The organism is Mordavella massiliensis, assembly GCF_016901695.1.
Classification (GTDB): Bacteria; Bacillota; Clostridia; order Lachnospirales; family Lachnospiraceae; genus Claveliimonas; species Claveliimonas massiliensis_A.
The window spans coordinates 119,892-145,936 of record NZ_JACJKS010000002.1; the positions used below are offsets into that span (position 1 = coordinate 119,892).

At 59.2% G+C, this 26,045-nt stretch carries 22 protein-coding genes; 18 read left to right on the forward strand and 4 right to left on the reverse strand.

The window, feature by feature from the left end; all coding sequences use genetic code 11:
• Nucleotides 1-14 precede the first annotated feature (14 nt).
• The 9 genes from H6A20_RS01900 to rpsU all read left to right on the forward strand — a co-directional run bounded on the left by H6A20_RS01900 (nucleotide 15) and on the right by rpsU (nucleotide 11,911).
• Nucleotides 15-596, forward strand: a complete 582-nt coding sequence (locus tag H6A20_RS01900) for an ANTAR domain-containing response regulator (RefSeq protein WP_204905470.1) — start codon at nucleotides 15-17, stop codon at nucleotides 594-596.
• An 89-nt stretch (nucleotides 597-685) separates the two neighbouring features.
• Nucleotides 686-1,753 (forward strand): SpoIVB peptidase, encoded by a 1,068-nt coding sequence (spoIVB, locus tag H6A20_RS01905; RefSeq protein WP_204905471.1) that lies wholly within the window; start codon nucleotides 686-688, stop codon nucleotides 1,751-1,753.
• Nucleotides 1,754-1,867: 114 nt separating this feature from the next.
• Nucleotides 1,868-2,650, forward strand: coding sequence for a sporulation transcription factor Spo0A (spo0A, locus tag H6A20_RS01910; RefSeq protein WP_204905472.1), 783 nt, complete (start codon nucleotides 1,868-1,870; stop codon nucleotides 2,648-2,650).
• A gap of 77 nt (nucleotides 2,651-2,727) precedes the next feature.
• The gene (gene glgA / locus H6A20_RS01915) at nucleotides 2,728-4,164 is read left to right on the forward strand and encodes a glycogen synthase GlgA (protein ID WP_204905473.1); all 1,437 of its coding nucleotides are present in this window, start codon (nucleotides 2,728-2,730) and stop codon (nucleotides 4,162-4,164) included.
• A 75-nt stretch (nucleotides 4,165-4,239) separates the two neighbouring features.
• Nucleotides 4,240-4,893, forward strand: a complete 654-nt coding sequence (locus tag H6A20_RS01920; protein WP_204905474.1) for a vitamin B12 dependent-methionine synthase activation domain-containing protein — start codon at nucleotides 4,240-4,242, stop codon at nucleotides 4,891-4,893.
• Complete coding sequence (locus H6A20_RS01925; protein WP_204905475.1) at nucleotides 4,890-7,283, forward strand: homocysteine S-methyltransferase family protein; 2,394 nt, start codon at nucleotides 4,890-4,892, stop codon at nucleotides 7,281-7,283. The genes H6A20_RS01920 and H6A20_RS01925 overlap by 4 nt, the downstream gene beginning before the upstream one ends.
• Before the next feature lie 103 nt (nucleotides 7,284-7,386).
• Nucleotides 7,387-8,901 carry a 4Fe-4S dicluster domain-containing protein gene (locus H6A20_RS01930; protein ID WP_204905476.1) on the forward strand — a complete coding sequence of 505 codons (1,515 nt, stop codon included), beginning with the start codon at nucleotides 7,387-7,389 and terminating at the stop codon, nucleotides 8,899-8,901.
• Nucleotides 8,902-8,975: 74 nt separating this feature from the next.
• Nucleotides 8,976-11,612, forward strand: coding sequence for an alanine--tRNA ligase (gene alaS, locus H6A20_RS01935; RefSeq protein ID WP_204905477.1), 2,637 nt, complete (start codon nucleotides 8,976-8,978; stop codon nucleotides 11,610-11,612).
• A 122-nt stretch (nucleotides 11,613-11,734) separates the two neighbouring features.
• Complete coding sequence (rpsU, locus tag H6A20_RS01940; RefSeq protein WP_004222305.1) at nucleotides 11,735-11,911, forward strand: 30S ribosomal protein S21; 177 nt, start codon at nucleotides 11,735-11,737, stop codon at nucleotides 11,909-11,911.
• A 41-nt stretch (nucleotides 11,912-11,952) separates the two neighbouring features.
• Here rpsU and H6A20_RS01945 read toward each other — a convergent pair whose 3' ends face one another.
• Nucleotides 11,953-12,537, reverse strand: coding sequence for a Maf family protein (locus H6A20_RS01945; RefSeq protein ID WP_204905478.1), 585 nt, complete (start codon nucleotides 12,535-12,537; stop codon nucleotides 11,953-11,955).
• Nucleotides 12,538-12,648: 111 nt separating this feature from the next.
• Between H6A20_RS01945 and H6A20_RS01950 the strand changes: the two genes are divergently transcribed.
• Nucleotides 12,649-13,191 (forward strand): prolyl-tRNA synthetase associated domain-containing protein, encoded by a 543-nt coding sequence (locus H6A20_RS01950; protein ID WP_204905479.1) that lies wholly within the window; start codon nucleotides 12,649-12,651, stop codon nucleotides 13,189-13,191.
• A 53-nt stretch (nucleotides 13,192-13,244) separates the two neighbouring features.
• On the opposite strand, the gene H6A20_RS01955 is transcribed toward H6A20_RS01950, so the two are convergent.
• A complete protein-coding gene (locus H6A20_RS01955; protein ID WP_204905480.1) occupies nucleotides 13,245-14,387 on the reverse strand; it encodes a DUF4317 family protein in 1,143 nt (380 codons plus the stop codon).
• A 133-nt stretch (nucleotides 14,388-14,520) separates the two neighbouring features.
• Here H6A20_RS01955 and H6A20_RS01960 point away from each other — a divergent pair, with 133 nt between their 5' ends.
• Both H6A20_RS01960 and H6A20_RS01965 read left to right on the forward strand, forming a co-directional pair.
• Nucleotides 14,521-15,747 (forward strand): D-alanyl-D-alanine carboxypeptidase family protein, encoded by a 1,227-nt coding sequence (locus H6A20_RS01960; protein WP_204905481.1) that lies wholly within the window; start codon nucleotides 14,521-14,523, stop codon nucleotides 15,745-15,747.
• A gap of 46 nt (nucleotides 15,748-15,793) precedes the next feature.
• Nucleotides 15,794-16,660, forward strand: a complete 867-nt coding sequence (locus H6A20_RS01965) for a metallophosphoesterase (protein ID WP_204905482.1) — start codon at nucleotides 15,794-15,796, stop codon at nucleotides 16,658-16,660.
• Between the two features lie 4 nt (nucleotides 16,661-16,664).
• Here H6A20_RS01965 and H6A20_RS01970 read toward each other — a convergent pair whose 3' ends face one another.
• Nucleotides 16,665-17,543, reverse strand: a complete 879-nt coding sequence (locus H6A20_RS01970) for a DegV family protein (RefSeq protein WP_204905483.1) — start codon at nucleotides 17,541-17,543, stop codon at nucleotides 16,665-16,667.
• A gap of 144 nt (nucleotides 17,544-17,687) precedes the next feature.
• On the opposite strand from H6A20_RS01970, the gene H6A20_RS01975 reads away from it, so the two are divergent.
• From H6A20_RS01975 to H6A20_RS01995, 5 genes are all read left to right on the forward strand, one after another.
• Nucleotides 17,688-18,272 (forward strand): TetR/AcrR family transcriptional regulator, encoded by a 585-nt coding sequence (locus tag H6A20_RS01975; protein WP_204905484.1) that lies wholly within the window; start codon nucleotides 17,688-17,690, stop codon nucleotides 18,270-18,272.
• A gap of 99 nt (nucleotides 18,273-18,371) precedes the next feature.
• Nucleotides 18,372-19,160: a segregation/condensation protein A gene (locus H6A20_RS01980; protein ID WP_204905485.1), complete on the forward strand. Its 789-nt coding sequence runs from the start codon at nucleotides 18,372-18,374 to the stop codon at nucleotides 19,158-19,160.
• A gap of 5 nt (nucleotides 19,161-19,165) precedes the next feature.
• A complete protein-coding gene (scpB, locus tag H6A20_RS01985; RefSeq protein WP_204905486.1) occupies nucleotides 19,166-19,735 on the forward strand; it encodes an SMC-Scp complex subunit ScpB in 570 nt (189 codons plus the stop codon).
• A 66-nt stretch (nucleotides 19,736-19,801) separates the two neighbouring features.
• A complete protein-coding gene (locus H6A20_RS01990) occupies nucleotides 19,802-21,025 on the forward strand; it encodes a D-alanyl-D-alanine carboxypeptidase family protein (protein WP_204905487.1) in 1,224 nt (407 codons plus the stop codon).
• A 132-nt stretch (nucleotides 21,026-21,157) separates the two neighbouring features.
• Entirely contained in the window at nucleotides 21,158-23,146 is a 1,989-nt protein-coding gene (locus H6A20_RS01995) for a 2-isopropylmalate synthase (protein ID WP_204905488.1), read from the forward strand.
• Between the two features lie 53 nt (nucleotides 23,147-23,199).
• Here the strand turns inward: H6A20_RS01995 and pepI are convergent, their stop codons facing one another.
• Nucleotides 23,200-24,081, reverse strand: a complete 882-nt coding sequence (gene pepI, locus H6A20_RS02000; protein WP_204905489.1) for a proline iminopeptidase — start codon at nucleotides 24,079-24,081, stop codon at nucleotides 23,200-23,202.
• Between the two features lie 168 nt (nucleotides 24,082-24,249).
• Here pepI and H6A20_RS02005 point away from each other — a divergent pair, with 168 nt between their 5' ends.
• Nucleotides 24,250-26,037, forward strand: coding sequence for an aminopeptidase P family N-terminal domain-containing protein (locus H6A20_RS02005; protein ID WP_204905584.1), 1,788 nt, complete (start codon nucleotides 24,250-24,252; stop codon nucleotides 26,035-26,037).
• The last annotated feature ends 8 nt before the right edge of the window (nucleotides 26,038-26,045 follow it).

Consider the following 26,045-nt stretch of genomic DNA (forward strand, 5'->3'; position numbering starts at 1 on the left):
GAGTGTGAGAGCACATGGCAGCAGAGAGGGATCCATACCGCATTCTCGTTGTATCTGCGTCTGAAAAAATGGCCGGCGTGGTCCGGGACGTGCTGCCCGGACCGCAGTACAGGCATCCCGTGTGCGTGTCCTCCATGGGGGATGCCAAGCGGATGCTCGTAAGCCAGCCTTTTGACATCCTGATCGTCAACACTCCGCTTACGGACGACTTCGGCGTGCAGGCATCCATTGATATCGCACATCAGTACACGGCGGGCATCCTCCTTCTTGTGAAGGCGGAGCTGTATGAACAGGTGTCCCTGCAGACAGAGAACTACGGCATCGTCACGCTGGCCAGGCCGACGACCCGGCAGGGACTTTGCAGTGCAGTCCGGATGCTCTGCGCCGTGCAGGTGAAGATCCGCAAGCTGGAGGAGGAACTGCGCCGCGCAAAAGAGCGTCTGAAGGAGCAGCAGACGATAGACAGGGCAAAGTGGATCCTCGTGGATCAGAGAAACATGCGTGAACCGGACGCCCACCGCTACATCGAAAAATCCGCCATGGACCGCTGCGTGCGCAAGATACGCATCGCCGAGGAGATCATCCGGGAGTCGTGACACACCAGTATTTACCAGCGTAAAACGAACGCCGTTTCATATACTAATGACAAAACGCCGGAGAGAAGCGGCAGTGTGGAGACGATGGTATGAGACGATATTGGTACAGACGCATTTTGATCATGATCCTCCTGTTTACAGTGTCCGTCGGTGGAAGCTGGTATCTCATAGAAAGAAACAGGGCTGTGCTCACCTGCGAGGCAGGGGCGGAGGCGGACAGCACGCTCCTGATCCCGGGCGGCATGCCTGTGGGGATCTACCTGGAGACGGAAGGCGCGATGGTCCTTGGCACGGAGAAGATCGAGGGGGAGGACGGGCAGGAACATGAGCCGGCCGCCAGCCTCGTGAAGGAGGGAGACTATATCATCGGCCTTGACGATACCAGGATCCGCAGCAAGTCCGAGCTGGTGGAGGCAGTGGCAGCCCTGGAGCAGGAGGAAGTGGTGCTGCGGGTGCGCAGGGACGGGCAGGAGATGGAGATACGCATGAAGGCGGTCCGCTGTGAGCGGGACGAATACAAGCTGGGGATCTGGGTGCGGGACAATGCCCAGGGCCTTGGGACCGTCACATTCCTGAGCGCGGACAGCCAGTTCGGCGCGCTCGGGCACGGGATCCGGGATACAGACACGGGGGAGCTTCTGGACGCGTCGGAAGGGCTCCTCTATACGACCAGCATCCGGGATATCACCAGGGGGAAGGACGGGACGCCCGGCGGGATGGAGGGCGTGATCATCTACAACAATTACAACATCCTCGGCCGCATTACCAAGAACACCCAGGACGGGATCTACGGCCGTCTGGACCGCGCCGATACGCTGTTCCCGGATACAACGCCCCTTGCCCCGGCCAGGAAGGAGGAAGAGGTCCGGGAGGGGGATGCGGTCATACGGTGCGCGGTCAGCGGGCAGGTGGAGGAGTACGGGATCCGTATTACAAACATCGACAAAAACGCCCGGGAAGCGAACAAAAAGATCATGCTGGAGGTGACGGACGAAAGGCTCCTTGACCTGACGGGAGGCATCGTGCAGGGCATGAGCGGAAGCCCCATTATCCAGGACGGGATGCTTGTCGGGGCGGTGACCCACGTGTTTGTAAACGACCCGGCATCCGGGTACGGCATCTTTATTCAGGATATGTTGAAACATATCGAGGCGTAAAGAAAGGAGAAAAAAAGAGTCGAGATCTTACGACCGCAAAACCTTGATTTCGCATTTTTGTAATTCTATAATTTTCCTTGACAGTTTTGAAAGAACAGATAGGAGGATTACGGAATGGGAGAGATCAGTGTGGCAATCGCCGACGACAACGAGAGAATTCTGGAACTGCTTGGCGATATCATCAGTACAGACAAGGATCTGCGCCTTGTCGGAAAGGCAAATAACGGGGAGGACATGTGCCGGGTCATCCGGGAGAAGGAGCCGGATGTTGTCCTCCTGGATCTGATCATGCCAAAAATGGACGGGCTTGGCGTGATGGACGCAGTCAATCATGATAAAACGCTGAAAAAGCGCCCGTATTTTATCATAGTCACAGCGGTGGGGCAGGAGCGGATCACAGAGGATGCGTTTGACAAAGGCGCCATGTACTATGTGATGAAACCGTTCAGGAACGAGGTGATCCTGGAGCGGATCAAGCAGGCGACAAGGAAGGGGAAGCCGCCCTGCTCCCACGGCGGGGAGCAGGCGCAGGCAGGGCCTGAGAGGAACCTGGAGACAAGGGTGACGGACATGATCCATGAGATCGGGATCCCGGCTCACATCAAGGGATACCACTACCTGCGCGACGCGATCATGATGGCGGTGGAGGACATGGATGTGCTCAACGCGGTGACAAAGGTGCTGTACCCGACAGTGGCCAAGCGCCACCAGACAACAGCCAGCCGCGTGGAGCGGGCGATCCGTCACGCCATCGAGGTGGCGTGGAGCAGGGGGAAGCTGGACACCCTGGACGAGCTGTTCGGATACACGGTCAGCAACGGGAAGGGGAAGCCGACAAATTCGGAATTTATCGCCCTGATCGCAGACACGCTCCGGCTGGAGTATAAAAACAGATAACCCTTTTCTTCCACAGAAAAATACGGTATAATAAGGCCATATACTGATATATCGTAAGGATGGGAGGAGAAAACATCATGAAACAGATACTTTTTGCGACATCGGAGGCCGTTCCCTTTATCAAGACAGGCGGACTGGCTGACGTGGCCGGGTCCCTGCCGAAGTATTTTGATAAAGAGAAGTATGATGTCCGCGTCATGCTGCCGAAATACCTCTGCATTAAGGAAGAGTGGAGGAACCGGCTGCAGTACAAGACGCATTTTTACATGGATCTGAACTGGAGGACGGAGTACGTGGGCATCCTGGAGATGGAGTACGAGGGGATCACCTTCTACTTCATCGACAATGAGTACTATTTCAGCGGATGGGCCCCGTACGGCGATATGTATGCGGACATTGAGAAGTTTGCTTTCTTCTCCAAGGCGGTGCTGAGCGCGCTCCCCGTGATCGGGTTCCGCCCGGACATCATCCACTGCCACGACTGGCAGACCGGCCTCATCCCCGTCTTCCTCGACAACTTCCGCTACGGCAATGAGTACTACAGGGGGATCAAGACGATCATGACGATCCACAACCTGAAGTTCCAGGGTACATGGGACACGAAGCGGGTGCAGGACATCACAGGGCTTCCTCCCTACTATTTTGTGCCGGACAAGCTGGAGGCGTACAAGGACGCCAACTACCTCAAGGGCGGCATTGTCTACGCGGACCGCATCACGACGGTGAGCAATACATACGCGGAGGAGATCAAGACCCCCTTCTACGGCGAGAAGCTGGACGGCCTTATGAACGCCAGGGCGAACTGCCTGTCCGGCATCGTGAACGGCATCGACTACGATGATTACAATCCGGAGACGGACAGACATATCGCGCGCAACTACTCCCTTGCGAACTTCCGCAAGGAGAAGGTGAAGAACAAGCTGGCGCTCCAGGAGGAACTGGGCCTTGAGAAGGACAGCCGCGTGATGATGATCGGCATCGTGTCCAGGCTGACGGACCAGAAGGGATTCGATCTGATCGACTGCGTGCTGGACGAGCTCTGCCAGGACGCCATCCAGATCGTGGCTCTCGGCACAGGCGAGGCGCGCTACGAGAACATGTTCCGCCACTATGCCTGGAAGTACCCGGGCAAGGTGTCCGCGAATATCTACTATTCCGAGCCCATGTCCCACAAGATCTATGCATCGTCGGACGCATTCCTCATGCCGTCCCTCTTTGAGCCCTGCGGCTTAAGCCAGCTCATGAGCCTCCGGTACGGCACGATCCCGATCGTGCGGGAGACAGGCGGCCTGAAGGATACGGTGGAGCCGTACAACGAGTACGAGAAGACAGGAACGGGCTTCAGCTTTGCCAACTACAACGCGCATGAGATGATGGCTACCGTCCGCTACGCAGAGCAGATCTACTACGACCACAAGAGAGACTGGAACAAGATCGTGGACCGGGCGATGGAGCAGGACTTCTCCTGGAACCATTCCGCCAGGGAGTACGAGAAGCTCTACGACGAATTATAAAAAAGAAGACAGATCACGGGCCGCCGCGTTCACATATCGGGCGCGGCGGCCCGTTGCATTCTACAGGAGAAAGGTATGACAGACGAGAGGACGAAGGAGGCGCTGCGCTATCTCGGATACGGCAGGCAGCAGGCGGACAGCCTTGTGGCGGAGAAGATCGGGCAGGCGTTCCGGGAGCTGGAACGCACGGCGGACAGGCGGTTTGTCAGCCGGGAGTTCGACCTCTCCCTCACGGGAGACGGGGAAGTCTGGATCGGCGGCATGCACATCCGCAGCAGGAGCCTCGGGAAGAATATGAAGGGATGCTGCCGGGCCATCCTGCTGGCCGCCACGCTGGGCGCGGGCGTAGACCGGCTCCTGCGGCGGCAGTCCCTGACGGACATGGCGGACGCGGTCGTGACCCAGGCCTGCGCCGCGGCCATGCTGGAGGCGTATCTGGATGAGGAGCAGGAGAGGATCGCCGGCCGCCTTGCCGGGGAGGGCAGATACCTGCGGCCCAGGTTCAGCCCCGGATACGGAGATTTTTCCATCCGGCACCAGGGGCAGATCCTGGCTATGCTGGAGGCGCCGAAGCGGATCGGACTGTCCATGACGGACAGCTGCATGCTGACGCCTGTGAAATCCGTCACGGCCGTGGCCGGCATCAGCAGGCACAGGGAGCCGTGCCACCGGAGGGGCTGCGAGGCCTGTGAAAAAAGAGACTGCATATATCGGAGGAACGAAGGATGATACTGGACAGACTGGGAAAAGAACTGCTTTTTTTTGACGGAGGCATGGGCACGCTCCTGCAGGAGAAGGGGCTTGCGGCGGGAGAACTGCCGGAGACGTGGAACCTGGAGCACACGGAGGAGATCGTGGATATCCACCGGCAGTATTTTGAGGCGGGCAGCGACATTGTCCTGGCAAATACATTCGGGGCCAACGCCCTGAAATTCCACGGCGGGGACTACGACCTGGAAGATATCATCACCGCGGCTGTGGTGAGCGCCAGGGAGGGCGCATACCTGGGCGTCACGGATGACCGGGAGGTGTATGTGGCCATGGATATGGGGCCCACCGGGAAGCTTCTGAAGCCGCTGGGCGATCTGGAGTTTGAGCGGGCCGTTGCCGCCTTCGGGGAGGCCGCCCGGTACGGGGAGGCTGCCGGGGCGGATCTGATCCACATTGAGACCATGAGCGATATGTACGAGATAAAGGCGGCCGTACTGGGCGCGAAGGAGAATACCTCCCTTCCGGTCTTTGTGACCATGATCTTTGACGAGCGGGGAAAACTTCTGACCGGCGGGGATGTGGCTGCCGCTGTCGCCATGCTGGAGGGACTTAGGGTGGACGCCCTCGGCATCAACTGCGGCCTGGGCCCTGCGCAGATGCTCCCTGTGCTGGAGGAGATCCTGCGCGTCACCTCCCTGCCGGTGATCGTAAAGCCAAACGCCGGCCTGCCGGCAGTCCGGGACGGACGGACCGTGTACGATGTGGATCCGGAGCAGTTTGCCGCCTCCATGAAGCGGATCGTTCAGATGGGCGCCTGCGCCGTCGGAGGCTGCTGCGGGACGACACCTGCGCACATCGCAAGCATGACGAAAGCCTGCCGGGGGCTTGCCGTGAAGCCGCCTGTAAAGAAGAAGGAGACCGTCGTCTCCTCCTACGGGCAGGCGGTGGTCCTTGGGGATGAGCCGGTGATCATCGGCGAGCGCATCAATCCCACCGGCAAGAAGCGGTTCCGCCAGGCGCTGAAAGAGCACGATATGGACTACATTCTCAGGGAGGCGGCAGCCCAGCAGGAAGCCGGGGCCCACATCCTGGATGTGAATGTGGGGCTCCCGGATCTCGATGAGGCGGCCATGATGCGGGATGTGATAGGGGAGATCCAGAGCATCACGAGCCTGCCGCTGCAGATCGACACGGTGGATCCGGCAGCGCTGGAAGCAGGCATGCGCATGTACAACGGCAAGCCGATGATCAACTCTGTGAACGGCAAGCAGGAATCCATGGAGCAGGTCTTCCCGCTTGTGAAAAAATACGGCGGCGTGGTGGTGGGCCTCACCCTGGATGAAACGGGGATCCCGGATACGGCTGAAGGCCGGGCGGACATCGCCGGCCGGATCCTTGCGGGGGCGGCGGCGTACGGCATCGAGCCAAAGGACATCGTGATCGATGTGCTGGCCATGACCATCAGCTCCGACCCGGCGGGCGCCGGGACGACACTGGAGGCGCTGCGCCTCGTGCGGGAGAGGTACGGGGTGCGCACAGTCCTGGGCGTCTCCAACATCTCTTTCGGGCTGCCCCGCCGTCCGGTGATCAACGCCGGCTTCTACACGATGGCGCTCATGAGCGGCCTGACGGCAGGGATCATCAACCCGGCTTCGGAGGACATGATGGGGGCCTACTTCTCGTACCGGGCCCTCATGGGATACGATGTGAACTGTGGGGCCTACATCCGCCGCTTCGGGCAGGAAAAAGAGCTGGCAGTCTCCGCCGGCGGCGCCTCCGCCGGGGCGCCCTCCCTTAAGGGCGCCATCCGGAAGGGGCTGAAGGAGGATGCGGCGGCGCTCACGGCAGAGCTCCTGAAGGAGGAAGAGCCCCTTGCCATCATCGACGGACACCTGATCCCGGCCCTCGACGAAGTGGGAAAAGGCTTTGAGAAAGGGACCGTCTTCCTCCCCCAGCTTCTCATGAGCGCAGACGCTGCCAAGGCCGCCTTCGCGGTCCTGAAAGCCCGGATGGAGGAGAGCGGGACCGGCAGGGAGAAAAAGGACAAGGTGATCCTCGCCACGGTGAAGGGAGATATTCACGATATCGGCAAAAATATCGTGAAAGTACTTCTGGAGAACTACAGCTTCCAGGTGATCGACATGGGCAAGGACGTGCCGCCGGAGGACATTGCCGGGAAGGCTGTGGAGGAGGACGTCCGGCTGGTGGGGCTGTCCGCCCTCATGACGACCACGGTCAGCAGTATGGAGGAGACGATCCGCCTTTTGCGGGAGCGCAAGAGCGACTGCCGCGTGATGGTGGGAGGCGCGGTCCTGAACCAGGAGTACGCGGACCAGATCGGCGCGGATTTCTATGGGAAGGACGCCATGCAGTCCGTCTATTATGCCCAGCGTGTATTTGACAGATAGGGACATTTTTCATGTATCTGATTTTGTACACAGGCCCTCCTTGACAGGAAATTAACAACTGGCTATAGTGTAGATGATTAAAATGACAGGAGGAGACAGCGTTATGGTAAGAGGGCTGGATACAACAGTGCGCAGGATCCGCCGCCAGGTGTTCGAGGAAGTGGCGAGACTTGGCTTCGAGTCCTGCGACGAGACACTGAACGACGATATGGAGGCCATTCCCTACAAGATGGTCAATGAGGATACAAAGGTGAAGTACAGGGAGAGCGTGTACCGCGCGCGGGCCATCGTGCGCGAGAGACTCCGCCTTGCCATGGGCCTGTCCCTGCGGCCGGAGAACAGGCCGGTGCACCTGACGGCAGGCGTGGAGGCGAGCAACATTTCCGACAAGTACTATGAACCGCCGCTTATGCAGGTGATCCCGTCCGCCTGCGAGGCGTGCGAGGAGAGAGGCTACGAGGTCAGCAACATGTGCAAGGGCTGCCTGGCCCACCCCTGTATGGAGGTTTGCCCGAAAGGAGCGATCTCCTTCGTGAACGGAAAATCCTACATCGACCAGTCCAAGTGCATCAAGTGTGGCAAGTGCAAGTCTGTATGCCCGTACGACGCCATCGCCAAGAAGGAGCGCCCCTGCCAGAAGGCGTGCGGCGTGGGCGCCATCACGTCCGACAAGATGGGGCGCGCCTACATCGACGCGGACAAGTGCGTATCCTGCGGCATGTGTATGGTGAACTGCCCCTTCGGCGCCATCTCGGATAAATCCCAGATCTTCCAGCTGGCGCACGCCCTGAAAGGCGGGGAGGAGATCATCGCGGAGATCGCGCCGGCATTCTACGGTCAGTTCGGCGACAACATCACGCCCAGGAACCTGAAGGCGGCGCTTCAGGAGCTTGGATTTAAGGAATTTTACGAGGTGGCCCTGGGCGCGGACATCGGCGCTGTCGCTGAGGCCCATCACTATGTGGAGAAGGTGGCGACAGGAGAGCTTCCCTTCCTCCTCACATCCTGCTGCCCGTCCTGGGCCATGCTGGCAAAGAAATACTTCCCGGATCTCATCGACGAGGTATCCCAGGAGCTGACGCCCATGGTGGCGACAGCCCGCACGATCAAGCAGAAGCACCCGGACGCCAAAGTCGTCTTCATCGGCCCCTGCGCGGCCAAAAAGCTGGAGGCCATGCGCAGGGATGTGCGCAGCGATGTGGACTTTGTCATCACATTTGAGGAACTGCAGGCCATGTTTGACGCAAAGGACATTGACCTCACCAAATACGAGGCCGAGTCCTCCTTCCACAACGCCACCGGCGCAGGGCGCGGATACGCCGTGGCGGGCGGCGTGGCGGACGCCATCCGCAGGTGCATCGGCGAGTACTATCCGGATGTGGATGTCAGCATCGAGCATGCGGAAGGGCTGGCTGAGTGCAAGAAAGTGCTCACCCTGGCGAAGGCGGGCCGCATGAACGGCTGCCTCATCGAGGGCATGGGCTGTCCCGGCGGCTGTGTGGCCGGAGCCGGCACGAACATCCCGGTGGCCAAGGCCCAGAAGAAGATACAGGACTTTGTGAAAGCATCCTCCCGGCAGCTTCCGCCGAAGGAGCTGGAGGAGATCGAGCTGGATTAATTAAAAGCCCCGGCGTTGACAAACTCCGGGGCTCTCCTTATAATTAGAAGATAGCCTGAATATAGGAGGAAGTTATGCAGAAATACGGAGTGAATGAATTAAGAAGGATGTTCCTGGAGTTCTTCGAGAGCAAGGGACACCTGGCTATGAAGAGTTTTTCCCTTGTGCCGCACAACGACAAGAGCCTGCTGCTCATCAATTCCGGCATGGCGCCCCTGAAGCCCTATTTCACGGGCCAGGAGATCCCGCCGAGAAAGCGGGTCACCACCTGTCAGAAGTGCATCCGCACGGGTGATATCGAGAATGTTGGAAAGACAGCCCGCCACGGCACCTTCTTTGAGATGCTGGGCAACTTTTCCTTTGGGGATTATTTTAAGAAGGAGTCCATCGCCTGGACGTGGGAGTTCCTCACCGAGGTGGTGGGCCTTGACCCGGACCGTCTCTACCCGTCTGTCTATGTGGATGACGACGAGGCGTGGGAGATCTGGAACAAGCAGATCGGCATCCCTGCGGAGCGGATCTTCCGCTTCGGCAAGGAGGACAACTTCTGGGAGCACGGAAGCGGCCCCTGCGGCCCCTGCTCCGAGGTGTACTATGACCGGGGACCCGAGTACGGCTGCGGAAAGCCGGACTGCACGGTTGGCTGCGACTGCGACCGCTACATGGAGATCTGGAACAACGTATTTACCCAGTTCGACAACGACGGCCACGGCAACTACACGGAACTGGAACAGAAGAATATCGACACCGGCATGGGACTGGAGCGCCTGGCCTGCATCGTGCAGGGCGTGGACTCCATGTTCGATGTGGATACGATCCTGGCGCTCCGGGAGCATGTGTGCCGCATTGCCGGAAAGGAGTACGGGAAAGAGTACGATACGGATGTGTCCATCCGCGTGATCACAGACCACGTGCGCTCGGTCACCTTTATGATCTCCGACGGCATCCTGCCCTCCAACAGCGGCAGGGGCTATGTGCTGCGCCGCCTGCTCCGCCGGGCATGCCGCCACGGCCGGCTCCTGGGCATCCAGGGGGAATTCCTCGTGGAGCTGGCCCGGACCGTCATCGACGGATCCAAGGACGGATATCCGGAACTGGAGGAGAAGAAGGACTTTATCTTTAAAGTGATCACAAAAGAGGAGGACCAGTTCAATAAGACCATCGATCAGGGACTGTCCATCCTGGAGGGCCTGGAGGCCGAGATGGAGAAGCAGGGCGTGAAAGTGCTGGACGGCGCGGAGGCGTTCCGTCTCTATGACACGTACGGGTTCCCTGCAGATCTGACCCGGGAGATCCTGGAGGAGAAAGGCTTCTCCATCGACGAGGAAGGGTTTGAGAAGGCGGCCATGGAGCAGAAGGAGAAGGCGAAAGGCACCTTCGGGGAGACCAACTACATGGGCGCGGACGTGACCGTGTACGAGTCCATTGATCCCTCCGTCACAAGCAAATTCGTCGGATACGACCATCTGACATACGATTCCGAGATCACCGTCCTCACCACGGAGGACGAGATCGTGGATGCCCTCTCTGACGGGGAGAAGGGAACGGTCTTTGTAAAGGAGACGCCCTTCTATGCCACAAGCGGCGGCCAGGAGGCGGACAACGGATACATCCGCACAGCGGACGGCGTGTTCCGGGTGGAGGATACCATCAAGCTCCTGGGCGGCAAGATCGGCCATGTGGGCCATGTGGAGAGCGGCATGCTGAAGGTGGGGGACAAAGCGTCCCTCAACGTGGATGAGGAGAAGCGGGCCCTCTCCGCCAGGAACCACAGCGCCACGCACCTGCTGCAGAAGGCGCTGCGCCAGGTGCTGGGCTCTCATGTAGAGCAGGCCGGCTCCTCTGTCAACGAGTACAGGCTCCGTTTTGACTTCACACATTTCTCCGCCATGACGAAGGAGGAACTGAAGCAGGTGGAGGAGATCGTCAATGAGCAGATCATGAACTGCCTGCCTGTCAGGGCTGAGAACATGCCTATCGAGGAGGCGCGCAAGACAGGGGCTGCTGCGCTCTTCGGCGAGAAGTACGGCGACATCGTCCGGGTGGTGAGCATGGGCGACTTCTCAAAAGAGTTCTGCGGCGGCACGCACGTGGACAACACAGGCGTCATCACCGCCTTTAAGATCGTCTCTGAGACAGGTGTTGCGGCCGGCGTCCGCAGGATCGAGGCCCTCACATCCAAGGGGCTTCTCCGGTACTACGATGAGCTGGAGGCGCGCCTGGAGCGCTGCGGAAAACTTCTGAAGACGACGCCTGACAAGGTGGAGGAGAGACTGACCCACATGCTTGCGGAGAACAAGGAGCTCCACAGCGAGGTGGAGAGCTTAAAGAGCAAACTGGCCAGGGAGTCCATGGGCGACGTGACGGATCAGGTGACCGAGGTGAAAGGCATGAAATTCCTGGCTGCCCAGGCGCCGGGAGCGGACATGAACGGCCTGCGGGATCTGGGAGACCAGCTCAAGGACAAGCTGGGCGACTGCGTGATCGTGCTGGCGTCAGATACAGACGGCAAGGTGAACCTCATGGCGACAGCCACGGAGGGCGCCATCAGGGCGGGAGCCCATGCCGGCAACCTGATCAAAGCCATCGCGTCCTGCGTGGGCGGAGGCGGAGGCGGCCGTCCGAACATGGCCCAGGCAGGCGGCAAGAACCCGGCAGGCATCGGCGAGGCCCTTGCCAAGGCGAAGGAAGTGCTGGAAAACCAGCTCTAAAACGCAAAAAAATCATTGACGTGCCGGAAAAATGTGCTATAATCTATGGTAGTGCAATAAAAATACCCGATCAGTCGTATGATGCACAATATAGGGCTGGAGGGGAGGTTAGGTGTGAGACTATGTCAAATGTAATCGTTAAAGAAAACGAGACGTTGGACAGCGCTTTACGCAGATTTAAAAGAAGCTGCGCAAAGGCTGGCATTCAGCAGGAGATTCGGAAGAGAGAGCATTACGAGAAACCGAGCGTAAGACGCAAAAAGAAATCCGAAGCTGCAAGAAAACGTAAATATAACTAATGTGCAAAATAAGAGTGACACGCATCTGCGTGTCACTCGTTTTATTTTAGACCCAGCTGCTTGAGTTCCTGCCAGAGCCTTGCGATGGGGAGCCCCACCACGTTGTTGTAATCCCCCTCGATCCCCTTCACGTGGATGGCGAAGGGGCCCTGGATGCCGTAGGCGCCGGCCTTGTCCAGGGGATCGCCGGTGGCGATATAGTCCCGCAGCTCCTGCCTGGAGATGGGGTAGAAGGTGACCTGGGTGCATGCGTGGAAGCTGTGCGCCGTCTCTTTGCCGTCCTTTCGCACGAGAAGGCAGACGCCGGTGTACACCTGGTGCGTGCGGTCGGCGAGGAGGGAGAGCATGTCCATGGCTTCCTCCCCGTCCGCCGGTTTGCCGAGGATCTCGCCCCTGTAAGAGACGACTGTGTCCGCGCCGATGACGGTGAGATCGCCGTCCGTCTCATCTTTTGCTTTCGCATAGATGTCCGCCGCTTTCTGCATGGCCAGCCCCCGGACGATCTGCGCCGGGTCGGAGCCCTCCATTTTCTCCTCGGCACCGGAGGGCATGACGTCGAAGGAGAGGCCGGCCTGGGTGAGAAGCTCCCTCCTTCTGGGTGATGCGGATGCTAAAATGTATCTCATACTGCCTTTTCCTTTCTTTTTTAGTCCGGGCGCAGACAAAGCTTGCCTTTGCCGCCTGCCCTGCTCTATAATGTGTATTATAAGACAAAACAGAAACGGAGGAAATACCCAATGTATATCAGCGAGATCACGACAACGCCTCCGGAGAACGCACAAGAGCGCGTTCCCCTGGAGCAGAAAGTATACAAGGTCTTACAGAAACTCGGCATCCCGTACGAGAGGGTGGACAATGACCCCGCCTCTTCCATGGAGGAATGCGCGGAGATCGGGGAGGTGCTCGGCGCGCCGGTCAGAAAGGACGTCTTTTTGTGCAACCAGAAGAAGACTTCCTTCTTCCTGCTCCTGATGCCGGACGACAAACCTTTTGACACGGCCTCTTTCAGCAGGAAGCTGGGCGTGTCCCACATGTCCTTCGCCCCGCCGGAGCTGATGGTGAAGCACATCGGCTGCACGCCGGGATCCGCAAGCGTGATGGGACTTTTAAATGATGAGGACGACTATGTGCAGCTCATCATTGACAAGGAAGTCGCGGAGGGGGAGTGGTTCGTGTGCAACACGGGCATCAACACGACCCACCTGAAGTTTAAGACGCAGGACCTGCTGAAGAAGTTCCTGCCCCATACACACCACCGCCCGCGGATCGTGGATCTGTAGGAGAAAAGCAAATGCCTGCGCGGAAGCTGTTCCGGCAGGCATTTTTCATATGTCTAATCCTGGTCAGAGGCGGGATCCATCCTCACTTCGATCCCGTTTACCTCCACCTGGTCGTCCACGGGGATGACCAGGCATTTGCGCCCGTCGATGAGGCGCACATCCACAAGATCCGTGCGGTCCGGATTGACGTTTATGACGATGTCCGGCGTGCGGATGTTGAATTTTTTTGTGCTGGCGATGTTGGAGGCGAGAAGGGACGCCTTTTCACCCACCGTCTCCTCAAAATCCCGGTCGAAGTGCTCCAGGTTCTCCTGGGGCACGCCGCTCAGGGAAAAGAGACGCTTCACCTCCAGCTTTCCGAGCTCCAGGGGCTCGTCCGCCTCCTGGTTCTCCTCGATCAGGGTGTTCAGGTTCTCGTGGATGTTGCGGATCACGCTGTATGCGCAGTCCTCACCCAGCGTGTCGGCGATCATGGTCTGGAACGACTCTTTCTGCGTGCCGGCGCTCAGGACGCAGCCGGCCCCCAGCACCTGGGAGAGGAAGGCATCCTTGAGATCCTCCGGCTTTTTCGAGTAGTAGAGGAGGCTGTGCAGATCGCCGCCCCTGTCGTGGAAAGCCGGGAAGAGGAAGCCGTTTGCGGGATCCCCCACGATCCAGTCCCGGATCCGGTCCTCGATGCTGTTGTGCTGCGCGTTGTAGCAAAGCCCCGGCTTGGAGAGCGCCACCGGACAGATGCTGCACAGGATGTAGTCGTAGACTGTGTCGGAGGCGTCGTACAGTTCCGTGCCGTCGGAGGCTTTGCCCGGCACATCGTAGGCTGCGTGGATCAGAAGGATGAGATAGTGCTCCCCGAAATCATAGTGTTCGATCACCCTGTCGTAGAACTCGGACACAAGCATGTCGTCGTCCAGCTTTGAGTCGCGCAGTTGGAGGAGGAACTGCTGGGGCCCTCCCGGGAGTTCCGCGTCCAGGGGGAAGGACATGTTCAGCAGATTTTTGCCCACGGTCCCGGACAGTGTGCGCTTGAACAGGTCGAAATATTTGAATTCCTCCTCCTCGGGCAGGGAGAGGAAGGCATCCTTAAACTCCAGCTTTTTTTCTTTTTCCCCGTCCACGTAGCAGCCGCAGATGCGGGTGATGGCGCAGTTCTGCGGTGAGAACTGCCTGCGTATTTCCAGTACTTCTTTCTTGTTCACAGTCGAAAAACCCCTTTTTTGTCATTCTTTCTCCCGCCTGAAACAGCGGGAGAGGCAGAGATAATCTTAGCATAGCCGGCGGTGTTTTACAATATATTGTTAACAGACGAAACATGCAAAGGAGAGGGCGAAGATGAAGAAAATGGCGGCTGTATTGCTGGCTCTTCTGCTCTGCGGGCAGGGCGCGGCGTCCCTGGCAGCGCCTGCGGACGCGGGGGAGGAGGCAGGCGGGGAGCAGGCGGAAGGCCCGCAGGTGAGCGCGCCCTGTGTCTTTTTGATGGAGGCATCCACCGGGACGGTTGTGTATGAAAGACAGGCGGATGAAAAGGGGCCGCCTGCGAGTGTGACGAAGATCATGACGCTTCTCCTTATCTTTGACGCGCTGGCACAGGGACGGATTTCCCTGGCCGACGAGGTGACTGTGTCCGAATATGCGGCGTCTATGGGCGGTTCGCAGGTATTCCTGGAAGCGGGGGAAGTGCAGACGGTGGAGACGCTGATCAAATGCATCGCCGTGGCAAGCGCCAACGATGCCTGCGTAGCCATGGCAGAGTACACGGAAGGCAGCGAGGAGGCGTTCGTGGCGCAGATGAACAGGCGTGCCGCCGCTCTGGGGATGGAGAATACATCTTTTGTGAACTGCAACGGCCTGGACGCGGAGGGGCATCTGACAACGGCCCGGGATATCGCCCTGATGTCCCGGGAACTGCTCCTTACCTATCCGCAGGTAAAGGACTACGCCCTGATCTGGATGGAGGACATCACCCACGTGACGGCGAAGGGGAGCAGCCCCTTTACGCTCGCCAACACAAACAGGCTCGTGCGCCAGTATGCCGGAGCCACCGGGCTCAAGACCGGGTCCACGGACGAGGCCGGATTCTGTATCTCGGCTTCCGCCAGGAAGAACAGTATGGATATGATCGCTGTGGTGCTGGGGGCGCCCACGTCAAAGGAGCGGTTTGCAGATGCGGCGGCTCTTCTGGACTACGGGTTCGGGACGTGCGTGCTCTACGCAGATGAGGGCAGGGAGGAGCCGGATCCGGTCCCGGTGCAGGGCGGCGTCGCGGATACGGTGCGGGTGCGCCAGATGGAACCGTTTACCTATGTGGACACCCAGGGCGCGGACCTGACGAAGATCCAAAAGGAATTCCGCCCGTCCGGCGCGCTGAAAGCGCCTGTGGAGACAGGAGATGCGGCGGGGGAGGTCGTCTACAGCCTGGAGGGGAAAGAGATCGGATCCGCGCCTCTCGGGGCGGCCGGGAAGGTGGAGCGGGCCACCTATGAGAGCTCCCTTCTGCGGGCGCTGGAAGACTTCTTTGTGGCAGGAAGAGAGAGGAACGTTGCAAAACAGGCGGGATGATACTATAATCAGTACCAGCGAAACTTGTGACAGGAGGAGAAGATACATGTGGAAGAAGCCATTGGCGGTGCTTGGCGCCTCCGCCCTCATATGCGGCGGGGAGATCGCAAGGGAGGTCAGCACCTTCCGGGTAAGAAGGTACAGGATCCGGGTGCCGGGCATGAAAAGAGGCGGGACTGTGCGCATGCTCTACCTCTCGGACCTGCACGGGAAGGAATACGGGAAGGAGAATGAAAACCTCCTTGCGAAGATCGAAAGAGAGGATCCGGACCTGATCCTTGTGGGGGGAGATATGCTGACCCGCACGCAGCCGGACACGGACCGGACGGCTGCCGCCCTCCTTGGAAAGATGGCGTCCCTGTGCCCGGTCTTTGCGGCAAACGGGAACCATGAGCAGAAGATGAAGGAGCAGACGGATGTGTACGGGGACAGGTACGCAAGATACCGGGAGAAGCTGCTGGCCCACGGCGTCCACCTGCTGGAAAACCGCACCATGCTTTATGAGAAGGAGGGTCTCTGCCTCCCGGTGACAGGGCTGGAGATCCCTCTTGCCTGCTACCGGCATCTCGGGAAGGGGAGCCTGTCGGCGGGTGAGGTGGAAGAGGCTGCAGGACCTGCCGGCACAGACGGCTTTCATATTCTGCTGGCCCACAATCCCATGTACATGGATGCATACTGGGGCTGGGGCGCGGATCTTGTCCTCTCCGGGCACCTCCACGGCGGCGTCCTGCGCCTGCCCGGCCTGGGGGGCGTGATCACGCCGCAGATGCAGCTCTTTCCGCAGTATTCCGGCGACATGTACAAAAAAGACGGACAAACCTGTATCGTCAGCAGGGGCCTCGGCACCCATACAGTCCATGTCCGTCTCTTCAATATGGCAGAACTTGTGTCTGTTGTCTTTGCCGGCGCGTAGGGAACTACGGCCGGTGCACCCGGACGAGTCCCACGCCGAGAGCGCCGGAGCCGGTGTGGCAGCCGATGCTCATGGTGAGGGGGGAGTGGAGGACCTCCATATCCGGGAAGCATTCCTGAAACCGGTCGCGCCACTGCCCGAATTCCTCCTTTGTCATATCTGTCTCCGCCATGCCGAGCTTGAGGAGGCCGGCCTCCTTTAGGGGGGCGAAGCGGGTGTCCAGATCTTCCCTCACGGCCCTGCACATGGCGCGGAAGGCGGATTTCATGCCCCGCACTTTGGTGAAGGCGTCCAGCCTGTCCCCCTGGATCGTGAGGACGGGCTTTAAATTAAGGACCGTGCCGACCGCGGCGGCGGCAGGCGTGATGCGGCCGCCTTTTTTCAGATACTTCAGCGTGTCTACGGCGATGTAGATGCTGGCGTCCAGGGCTTCCGCCTCCAGCTGCTCCCGGATCTGCCTGCCGGACAGGCCGTCGGCGGCGAGGTAGTGGGCGTCCAGGACAGACTGGGCCTGGGTCACGGAAATGCGGCGGTTGTCCACCACGTGGACCCGGCCCGCAAAGGGTTCCTCAGCCGCCAGGGCCGACGCGCTGGCGCAGGAGGTGGACAGGGCGCCGGACATGGGGATGTACACGACCTCGTCGTAGGTTTTCAGGAGGGAAGCCCACATGTCCATCACGTCGCCCGGCGAGGGCAGGGATGTGCTGATGGACGCGCCCGCGCGCTGCTTTGCGTAGAATTCCTCCGGGCGGATGCTCGTCCCCTCGTAAAAGATCTCTCCGTCGATCAGGACAGGCATGGGAATGATGCGGATGTCTGCGAAAGGCTCGCATCCCGGCATGATCCCGCAGTTGCTGTCTGTCATAATAGCAATACCTGGCATAGTACTCTCCTTTTGGTCCGCAAAACTTTACAGGTTGACCGTTATTTTAACACATGTTAAAGTATTATAGCAGAACACCCGTGTGTTCACAATGACAGAACCGGGGAAACTGTTAGTTATTTATACAGAAAAAGGAAAATGTTTATGGAAGATAAGCGGATCACAAAGACAAAAAGGACGCTGAAACATACGCTGATCCGCCTCCTGTCGGGGCTGTCTTTCGAGCAGATATCCATCACGCAGCTCTGCCAGGAGGCGGAGATCAGCCGCATCACATTCTACGCCCACTACAGCGACAAATACGCCCTGGTGGACGAGATCTTCCAGGATATGGTGGAGATCGGGACGGCCGCCTATGAGAGGAAGCAGCGGGAGAACAACCCGGGGCGGGACGAGGCTCTGAGCTACTGCAATATCCTGGATTCGATCCTGGAGCTGTACTACGGCCACTTTGACTTCTTCCGCCACACGGCCCCGGACCGGAATCCCTATCTCGCGTTTGCGTTTTACAGCATCGTCCTGGAGACGGTGGAGGGCCACACGAAGCGGATGGACCGCAGGAGCCGGCTGCGCTACTCCCCAAAGCGGATCGCAGGCTTTCTGTGCTACGGGATCATCGGCTTCATCAATGAGGGGCATGCGGAGAAAGTGCCGGTGGAACAGCTGCAGCGGGAGGCAAAGGAGCTGCTGGTGGGCGTCCTGCGCTCCCGGGTGCTTGTGCGGCAGTAGAAACAGGTTGAGAAATGCAGGCTGTCCGGGTATAATAAGACAGATCCGGTCATGGCCGGGCAATGAAATGAGATCAGATGAAAAGAGCGGAGGCTATCTGTGGGGTTAGAGGTTAAGCTGCAGGTGTTCGAGGGGCCGCTGGACCTCCTCCTGCACCTCATTGACAAAAATAAAATCGATATCTATGACATCCCCATTGTGGAGATCACGAACCAGTATATGGAGTATATCCACGCCATGGAGAAGGAAGACCTGAATATCATGAGCGAGTTCCTGCTCATGGCGGCGACCCTGCTGGACATCAAGTGCAGGATGCTCCTTCCAAGGGAAGTGAACGAGGAGGGCGAGGAGGAAGATCCGCGCCGGGAGCTGGTGGAGCAGCTCCTCCAGTACAAGATGTACAAGTACATCTCCTATGAGCTGAAGGACAGGCAACTGGACGGGGAGAGGTCCCTCTACCGGGCGCCGGACGTGCCAAGGGAAGTTAAGGACTATGTGGAGCCTGTGGATCTGGACGCGCTGCTGGACGGGGTGACGCTCGCGAAGCTGAACCGGATCTTCCGGGAGATGATGCGGCGCCAGACGGACAAGATCGACCCCATCCGCAGTCGGTTCGGGAAGATCGAGAAGGAGGAAGTATCCCTGCCGGAGAAGCTGGCGGATGTGGAACTGTATGCGAGGGAGCACCGCACCTTCAGCTTCCGCGAACTGCTTGCAAAGCAGCCATCCAGAGTGCGTCTTGTGGTGACGTTCCTGGCAGTCCTGGAGCTGATGAAGACGGGGAAGATCACTATCCGGCAGGAGCAGCCGTTTGACGATATCTGTATTACATCCATGATCTGCGAGGGCCAGGGGGCCGTGGCAGACAGGGAAGAGGAAAAGGGGTAGTGTGAATGGAGATCAGCAGATTAGAAGGGATCATAGAGGCCATACTCTTCACAATGGGCGATTCTGTGGAGCTTTCCCGGATCGCCGCCGCTGCAGGGCATGACGAGGAGACGACCCGCCGGGTGATCCGCAATATGATGGACAAGTATGACGCGCAGGACAGGGGGGTCCGCATCATCGAGCTGGACGGCTCCTTCCAGATGTGCACCAAGCCGGAGATGTACGAGTACCTGATCCGGGTGGCGAAGCAGCCCCGCCGGTACGTGCTGACGGACGTACAGCTTGAGACCCTGTCCATCATCGCCTACCGGCAGCCGGTGACCAAGCTGGAGATCGAGAAGATCCGCGGCGTAAAGTCTGACCATGCGGTCAACAAGCTGGTGGAGTACGACCTGGTGTGCGAGGTGGGCAGGTTGGACGCCCCGGGCAAGCCGATCCTCTTCGGCACGACGGAGGAGTTCCTGCGCCGGTTCGGCATCCACTCTCTGGAGGATCTGCCGGGCATCAATCCGGAGCAGATTGAAAACTTCAAGCACGAGGCCGAGGAGGAGGCGCAGCTCAAGCTGGATGTCTAGGCATATCCCGCCGGCGATGCGCATAGATTGGGATAACGGTACCAAGAAGGCCCGGTCGTGATGAGAATGAGAAGTGTGAAACTGTATATGGCGGCGTTCCTTGTGCTGCTGTCTTTTGCTGTCCCTGGCTTTTCCCTCCGGGCAGCGGGGGACGGTGAGAAGGACGGGCCGCAGCTCTACGCCCGCTCAGCGGTCCTGATGGACGCTGACAGCGGGCGTGTTTTATTTGGGAAAGAGGAGGATGTGGCGCGGCCCATGGCCAGCACCACAAAGATCATGACGTGCATCCTCGCCCTGGAGGAGGGGGAGATGGAGCAGGCCTGCACCGTGTCGGCCGGCGCCGCCGCCCAGCCCCAGGTCCGCCTCGGCGTCCGGGAGAGGGAGAGGTACCGGCTTGCGGATCTCCTCTACTCCCTCATGCTGGAATCCCACAACGACAGCGCAGTCGTGATCGCGGAAGCGGTGGGAGGGAGCGTGGAAGAGTTCGCCGCCATGATGAACCGGAAGGCAGAGGAGATCGGCTGCCGCGACACCTGTTTCCTCACGCCCAACGGGCTGGACGCCTCTGACAACGGAGCCGTCCACTCCACCACGGCCAGGGATCTGGCGCTGATCCTGCGGTACTGTATCACAGAGTCCCCGTGCAGGGAGGACTTCCTCGCCATCACCCGCACAAAGGACCGCTCCATCGCAGACCTGGACGGAACGCGCAGTTTTTCCCTTGTAAACCACAATGCCTTTCTGACTATGATGGAAGGAGCGCTCACAGGGAAGACCGGCTTCACGGCCGATGCAGGCTACTGTTACGTGGGAGCCCTTGAAGACGGCGGACGGACTTTTATCGTGGCCCTGCTGGCCTGCGGGTGGCCAGACAACCGGAACTACAAGTGGGAGGATACGAAGGAACTGATGCGCTACGGGATGGAGCACTACCACCGAAAAGAGGTGACGCTTCAGATCCCCCTGCCGGATCTTCCGGTAAAGGGCGGTGCGCCCGCATCCGGGAGGCTGGGAGAGGAGGCATCGGTCCGCCTGGAAGCCGTTAAGTCCCGCGTGACCCTCCTTCTTGGGGAGGGGGAGGAACTGGTCCCGGAGGCGGAACTTGCTAAGAACGCTGCCGCCCCCGTCAGACAGGGGGAGAAGATGGGGCAGGTCGTGTGGACGCTGGACGGCCAGGTCATGGCCCGCCAGGAGGTGACGGCAGCCCGGGATGTGGAGGAGAGGACGCCCGGATGGTGCCTTTGCCGGATCGCGGAGCGGTTTTTCGTCTGTTCTGCAGGGAGTGGTTAAAATAGATCAATAAAAATGATTAAAAACACCACTTCTATTTTTGCAGACAGTGTGTTAGGATAAACAGGTATTAAAATCGGACAATAAAGTTGATGAATATTCAGCTTTGCGCCGCTGAAAGGAAGATGTTACATGAAGAATTATGAGAAGTATGAACGGCAGTATTTTATGCCCCCCGAGGTGACCTATGACTGGGTGAAGAAGGAATACATCGACTGCCCGCCGGTGTGGTGCAGCGTGGATCTGCGGGACGGGAACCAGGCCCTGATCGAGCCCATGAGCCTGGAAGAAAAGCTGGAGTTCTTCGAGCTTCTCGTGAAAGTCGGATTCAAGGAGATCGAGGTCGGCTTCCCGGCCGCCTCTGAGACGGAATATAATTTCATGCGGGCCCTGATCGAGAGGGACATGATCCCGGACGATGTGACGGTCCAGGTGCTCACCCAGGCGAGGGAGCACATCATCAAGAGGACGTTTGAGGCCGTGAAGGGGGCGCCCCACGCGGTGATCCACCTCTACAATTCCACGTCCGTGGCCCAGAGGGAGCAGGTCTTTAAAAAGGACAGGGAGCAGATCAAGAAGATCGCCATCGACGGCGCGAAACTTCTGAAGCAGCTTGCCGATGAGACAGAGGGGAATTTCACCTTCGAGTACAGCCCGGAGAGTTTCTCCGGGACGGAAGTGGATTACGCGGTGGAGGTGTGCAACGCCGTGCTGGACGTGTGGAAGCCCTCTGCGGACAACAAGGCCATCATCAACATTCCCACCACGGTAGAGAACGCCATGCCCCACGTGTTTGCCTCCCAGCTTGAGTACGTGCACAAGCATCTGGCATACCGGGAGAACGTGGTCCTTTCCCTTCACCCACACAACGACAGGGGCTGCGGGGTGGCCACGGCGGAGCTGGGCATCCTGGCCGGCGCGGACCGGATCGAGGGGACCCTGTTCGGGAACGGCGAGCGGACCGGAAATGTGGATATCATCACCCTCGGCATGAACATGTTCTCCCACGGGGTGGACCCGGGCCTTGACTTCTCTGACATGGAGGAGATCAAGGAGACTTACGAGCGTCTCACGAGGATGACGGTGGATGTGCGCCAGCCCTATGCGGGTGAGCTTGTGTTTACGGCGTTTTCCGGATCCCACCAGGATGCCATCGCCAAGGGCATGGCCTGGAGGGAGGAGAAGAAGTGCGCCGCGTGGACCGTGCCCTACCTGCCCATCGACCCGCAGGATGTGGGGAGACGGTATGACTCTGACGTGATCCGCATCAACAGCCAGTCCGGAAAGGGCGGCGTGAACTATATCCTCAAGCAGAGCCACGGCATCAACCTGCCGGAGAAGATGCGCGAGGAGGTCGGCTACCTTGTGAAGGGCGTGTCCGACCGGGCCCACAAGGAACTGACGCCGGAGTGGGTATACCAGATCTTTACAGACAACTACGTGAACGCGAAGACGGTGTTCTCCATCGATGAGTGCCACTTCCGCCAGGCCGACGGCATCATCGCCGACGCCACCATCCACCACGGAAATGACGAGCAGGTGGTGACGGCCTCCGGTAACGGCCGTCTGGACGCGGTGAGCAACGCCATCAAGCAGTACTTCAACATCAGCTATGAGCTGCGCTACTATGAGGAGCACTCCCTGACGAGAGGTTCCTCCTCCAAGGCGGTGGCTTACGTGGGCATCATCTCCCACGAGAAGACATTCTGGGGCGTCGGCATCGACGCGGATATCATCCGCGCGTCCATCGAGGCGCTGATCGTGGCGGTCAACAAGATCGAGGAGCTCAGCAGCACGGAGCCTGTAAAGGATGCCCGCATGATCGAGATCATGAACTACATCCAGGCAAACTACATCGACGTGACGCTGGACGACCTGGCGGAGAAGTTCTTCCTCTCCAAGCCCTACCTGTCCAAGTATATCCGGGAGAAATCCGGCATGACGTTCGGGGATCTTGTGAAGAAAATACGTATGAAGAAGGCAAGGGCGCTCTTAAAGAGCAGCAGCATGACCGTTGAGAACATCGCCCTGTCCGTGGGTTATCAGAATGTGGAGCACTTCAACCGGCTCTTTAAGAAGGCCTACGACATGACGCCGGTGCAGTTCCGGAATCAGAAATAAAGAGACATACAAAAAGCCTGAGAGGATCACCTCTCAGGCTTTTGGCATGCCGCCTACTCTGTCTCATCCATCCACCCGGTGAGAAGCCGGATGTATTTTTCGTTTTCCTCCACATAGCACATGTGGCGGCATCCGTCAAAGAGCTCCCACCTGGCGCCCGGGATGTTGTCGTACATGGTCTTGGATACAAGGGGGCTGGACAGATCGTTGGTCCCGCTGATGATGAGGGCGGGACAGCGGATCTCGTGCAGCCGGTCCGTGTACTCGAAATCTTTCAGGGAGCCGCTGGGCGTGAACTCGTTGGGCCCCCAGCCATAGAGATAGGCCTCGGATCCGGACCGCTTGGGCCTTCGCATGCACTCCGGGGACTCCTCCGTGATCTCGCCGGCGCAGTGGCGCAGCATGAAATGCTCTGTGGCCCTGACGCATTCCGGCGTGTCAAAATTGCCGGTCCGCTCGGCGTCGGCGATGGCCTGCTGGTCCTCCTCGGAGAGGAATGAGATCCGGCGGTGCTGCTCGTGGGCCCAGAGGCTGGCCGAGGAGAGGGTGCTGGAAAGAATGACGGATGCGACGCCGTCCGGCTGGCAGTTGCACAGATAGCCGATGGCCAGCATGCCGCCCCAGGACTGGCCGAGGAGATGCACCCTGTCAAGGCCCAGGTGCTCCCGCAGGGCGATCAGTTCCCTTGTCCATGTCTCCAGCGTCCAGAGCTCCGGGTGCCCGTCCAGATAGGAGTTGCCGCAGCCGATCTGGTCGTAGGAGATGATGGCCCGCCCGGTGTCTGCGAGGGCGTCCAGCACCTCAAAGTAGTTGTGGGTGGAGCCGGGGCCGCCGTGAAGGAGGAGCAGGGGGGCTTTCCCGTCCCGGCACTCCCCGGCGATCCTGTAGTATGTCTGGTGCCCGAGAAAAGGCATGTATCCTTCTGTGATCTTCATATCAATGAAACCTCCTGTCCGTTTTAGCCCAGTATAACATGAAGTTTTTGAGTTTACAAACAGGTATCTGTATTGTAAAATAAAGTAGCATGCGTAAAGGGGGAAGCGCCCTCCCGCAGGCCGGAGAAAGGCGCGGAAAATATGAAAGAAAACGGAGGCGAACAAGTCATGACTGTATCTGAGAGGATTGGGGCTCTGCAGAGGATCATGAAACAGAAAAACGTGGATATCTACATTGTTCCGACGGCGGATTTCCACCAGAGCGAGTATGTCGGAGAGCATTTTAAGATGAGAAAGTTCCTCACGGGATTCAGCGGGTCTGCGGGGACGGCCGTGTTCACGCAGGATGACGCCTGTCTCTGGGTGGACGGCAGGTATTTTATCCAGGCTGCGAGGCAGATCGAGGGGACGCCGGTCAGGCTGATGAAGATGGGGGAGCCGCATGTCCCGACGATCCCGCAGTTCCTGGAGGACACACTCCCGGAGGGCGGCGTCATCGGATTTGACGGAAGGTGCGTGTCCCTGGGGGACGGGACGTGCTACGAGGAGATCGCTGCGAAGAAGAACGGCCGGGTCAGCTACGGGGAAGACCTGGCGGACAGCATCTGGGAGGACCGACCGGCCCGCTCAAAGGAGCCGGTGTGGGAGCTGGATCTGGCGTACGCGGGGGAGGACAGAAAGTCCAAGCTTGCCAGGATCCGGGAGGCGATGAAGGAGAGCGGCGCCGACTGCCATATCCTCACCACGCTGGACGACATATGCTGGACCCTCAATATCCGGGGGAATGATATTGAGTTCTTCCCGCTTGTCCTGTCCTACGCGGTGATCACCATGGACCGCATGGATCTCTATGTAAACGGCGCGAAGTTCTCCGATGCGCTGAAGGAAAGGCTTGGGGCCGACGGGGTTGTGTTCCATCCCTACAACGACATCTATGAGGATGTGAAGCGGCTTCCCGGGGACGGCACGGTCCTGATCGATCCGGTCAGGCTGAACTACGCGCTCTGCAGAAACATCCCGGAGGAAGTCCGCAGGGTGGAGGCGCGCAATCCGGAGATCCTCTTCAAGGCGGTCAAGAACGAGACGGAGATCGCCAATATTAAGAAGGCGCAGCTCAAGGACAGCATTGCCCACGTGAAGTTCATGAAGTGGGTCAAGGAGAACTACGACAAGGAGGAGATCACGGAGATGAGCGCCTCGGCGAAGCTGGACGAGTTCCGGGCGCAGCAGGGCGGCTTTATCCGGCCCAGCTTTGAGCCCATCGTCTCCTACGGCGAGCACGGCGCCATCGTCCACTACACCTCCTCGCCGGAGACGGACGTGAAGCTGGAGGGCGGAAGCTTTCTCCTGACGGACACAGGAGCCGGATTCTGTGAGGGCTCTACAGATATCACAAGGACCTACGCGCTTGGCCGGGTGTCGGACAAGATGAAGGAACACTTCACCCTTGTGGCGGTCAGCAATCTGTCCCTGGCCTCCGCAAAGTTCCTGTACGGGGCGACGGGCATGACGATGGACATGCTGGCCAGAAAGCCGTTCTGGGACAGAGACATGAACTTTAACCACGGAACCGGGCACGGCGTGGGCTACCTGCTCAACATTCACGAGCCGCCGACCGGGTTCAGGTGGCAGTACCGGGCCGGCGAGACGCAGCCCTTTGAGGCGGGCATGATCGTCACGGATGAGCCCGGCGTCTACCTGGAAGGGGAGTACGGCATCCGCCTGGAGAACGAACTTCTGACATGCAAAGGCGTACAGAACGAGTACGGGCAGTTCATGTACTATGAGACGATCACGTACATCCCCATGGATCTGGACGCGATCCTGCCGGAGATGATGACGCAGGAGGAGAGAGACCTTCTGAATGCATATCACAGCGCGGTGTATGAGAAACTCAGCCCCCACCTGGACGAGGAGGAGACGGAATGGCTGAGACGGTACACGAGAGCTGTTTAGAGAGGAGA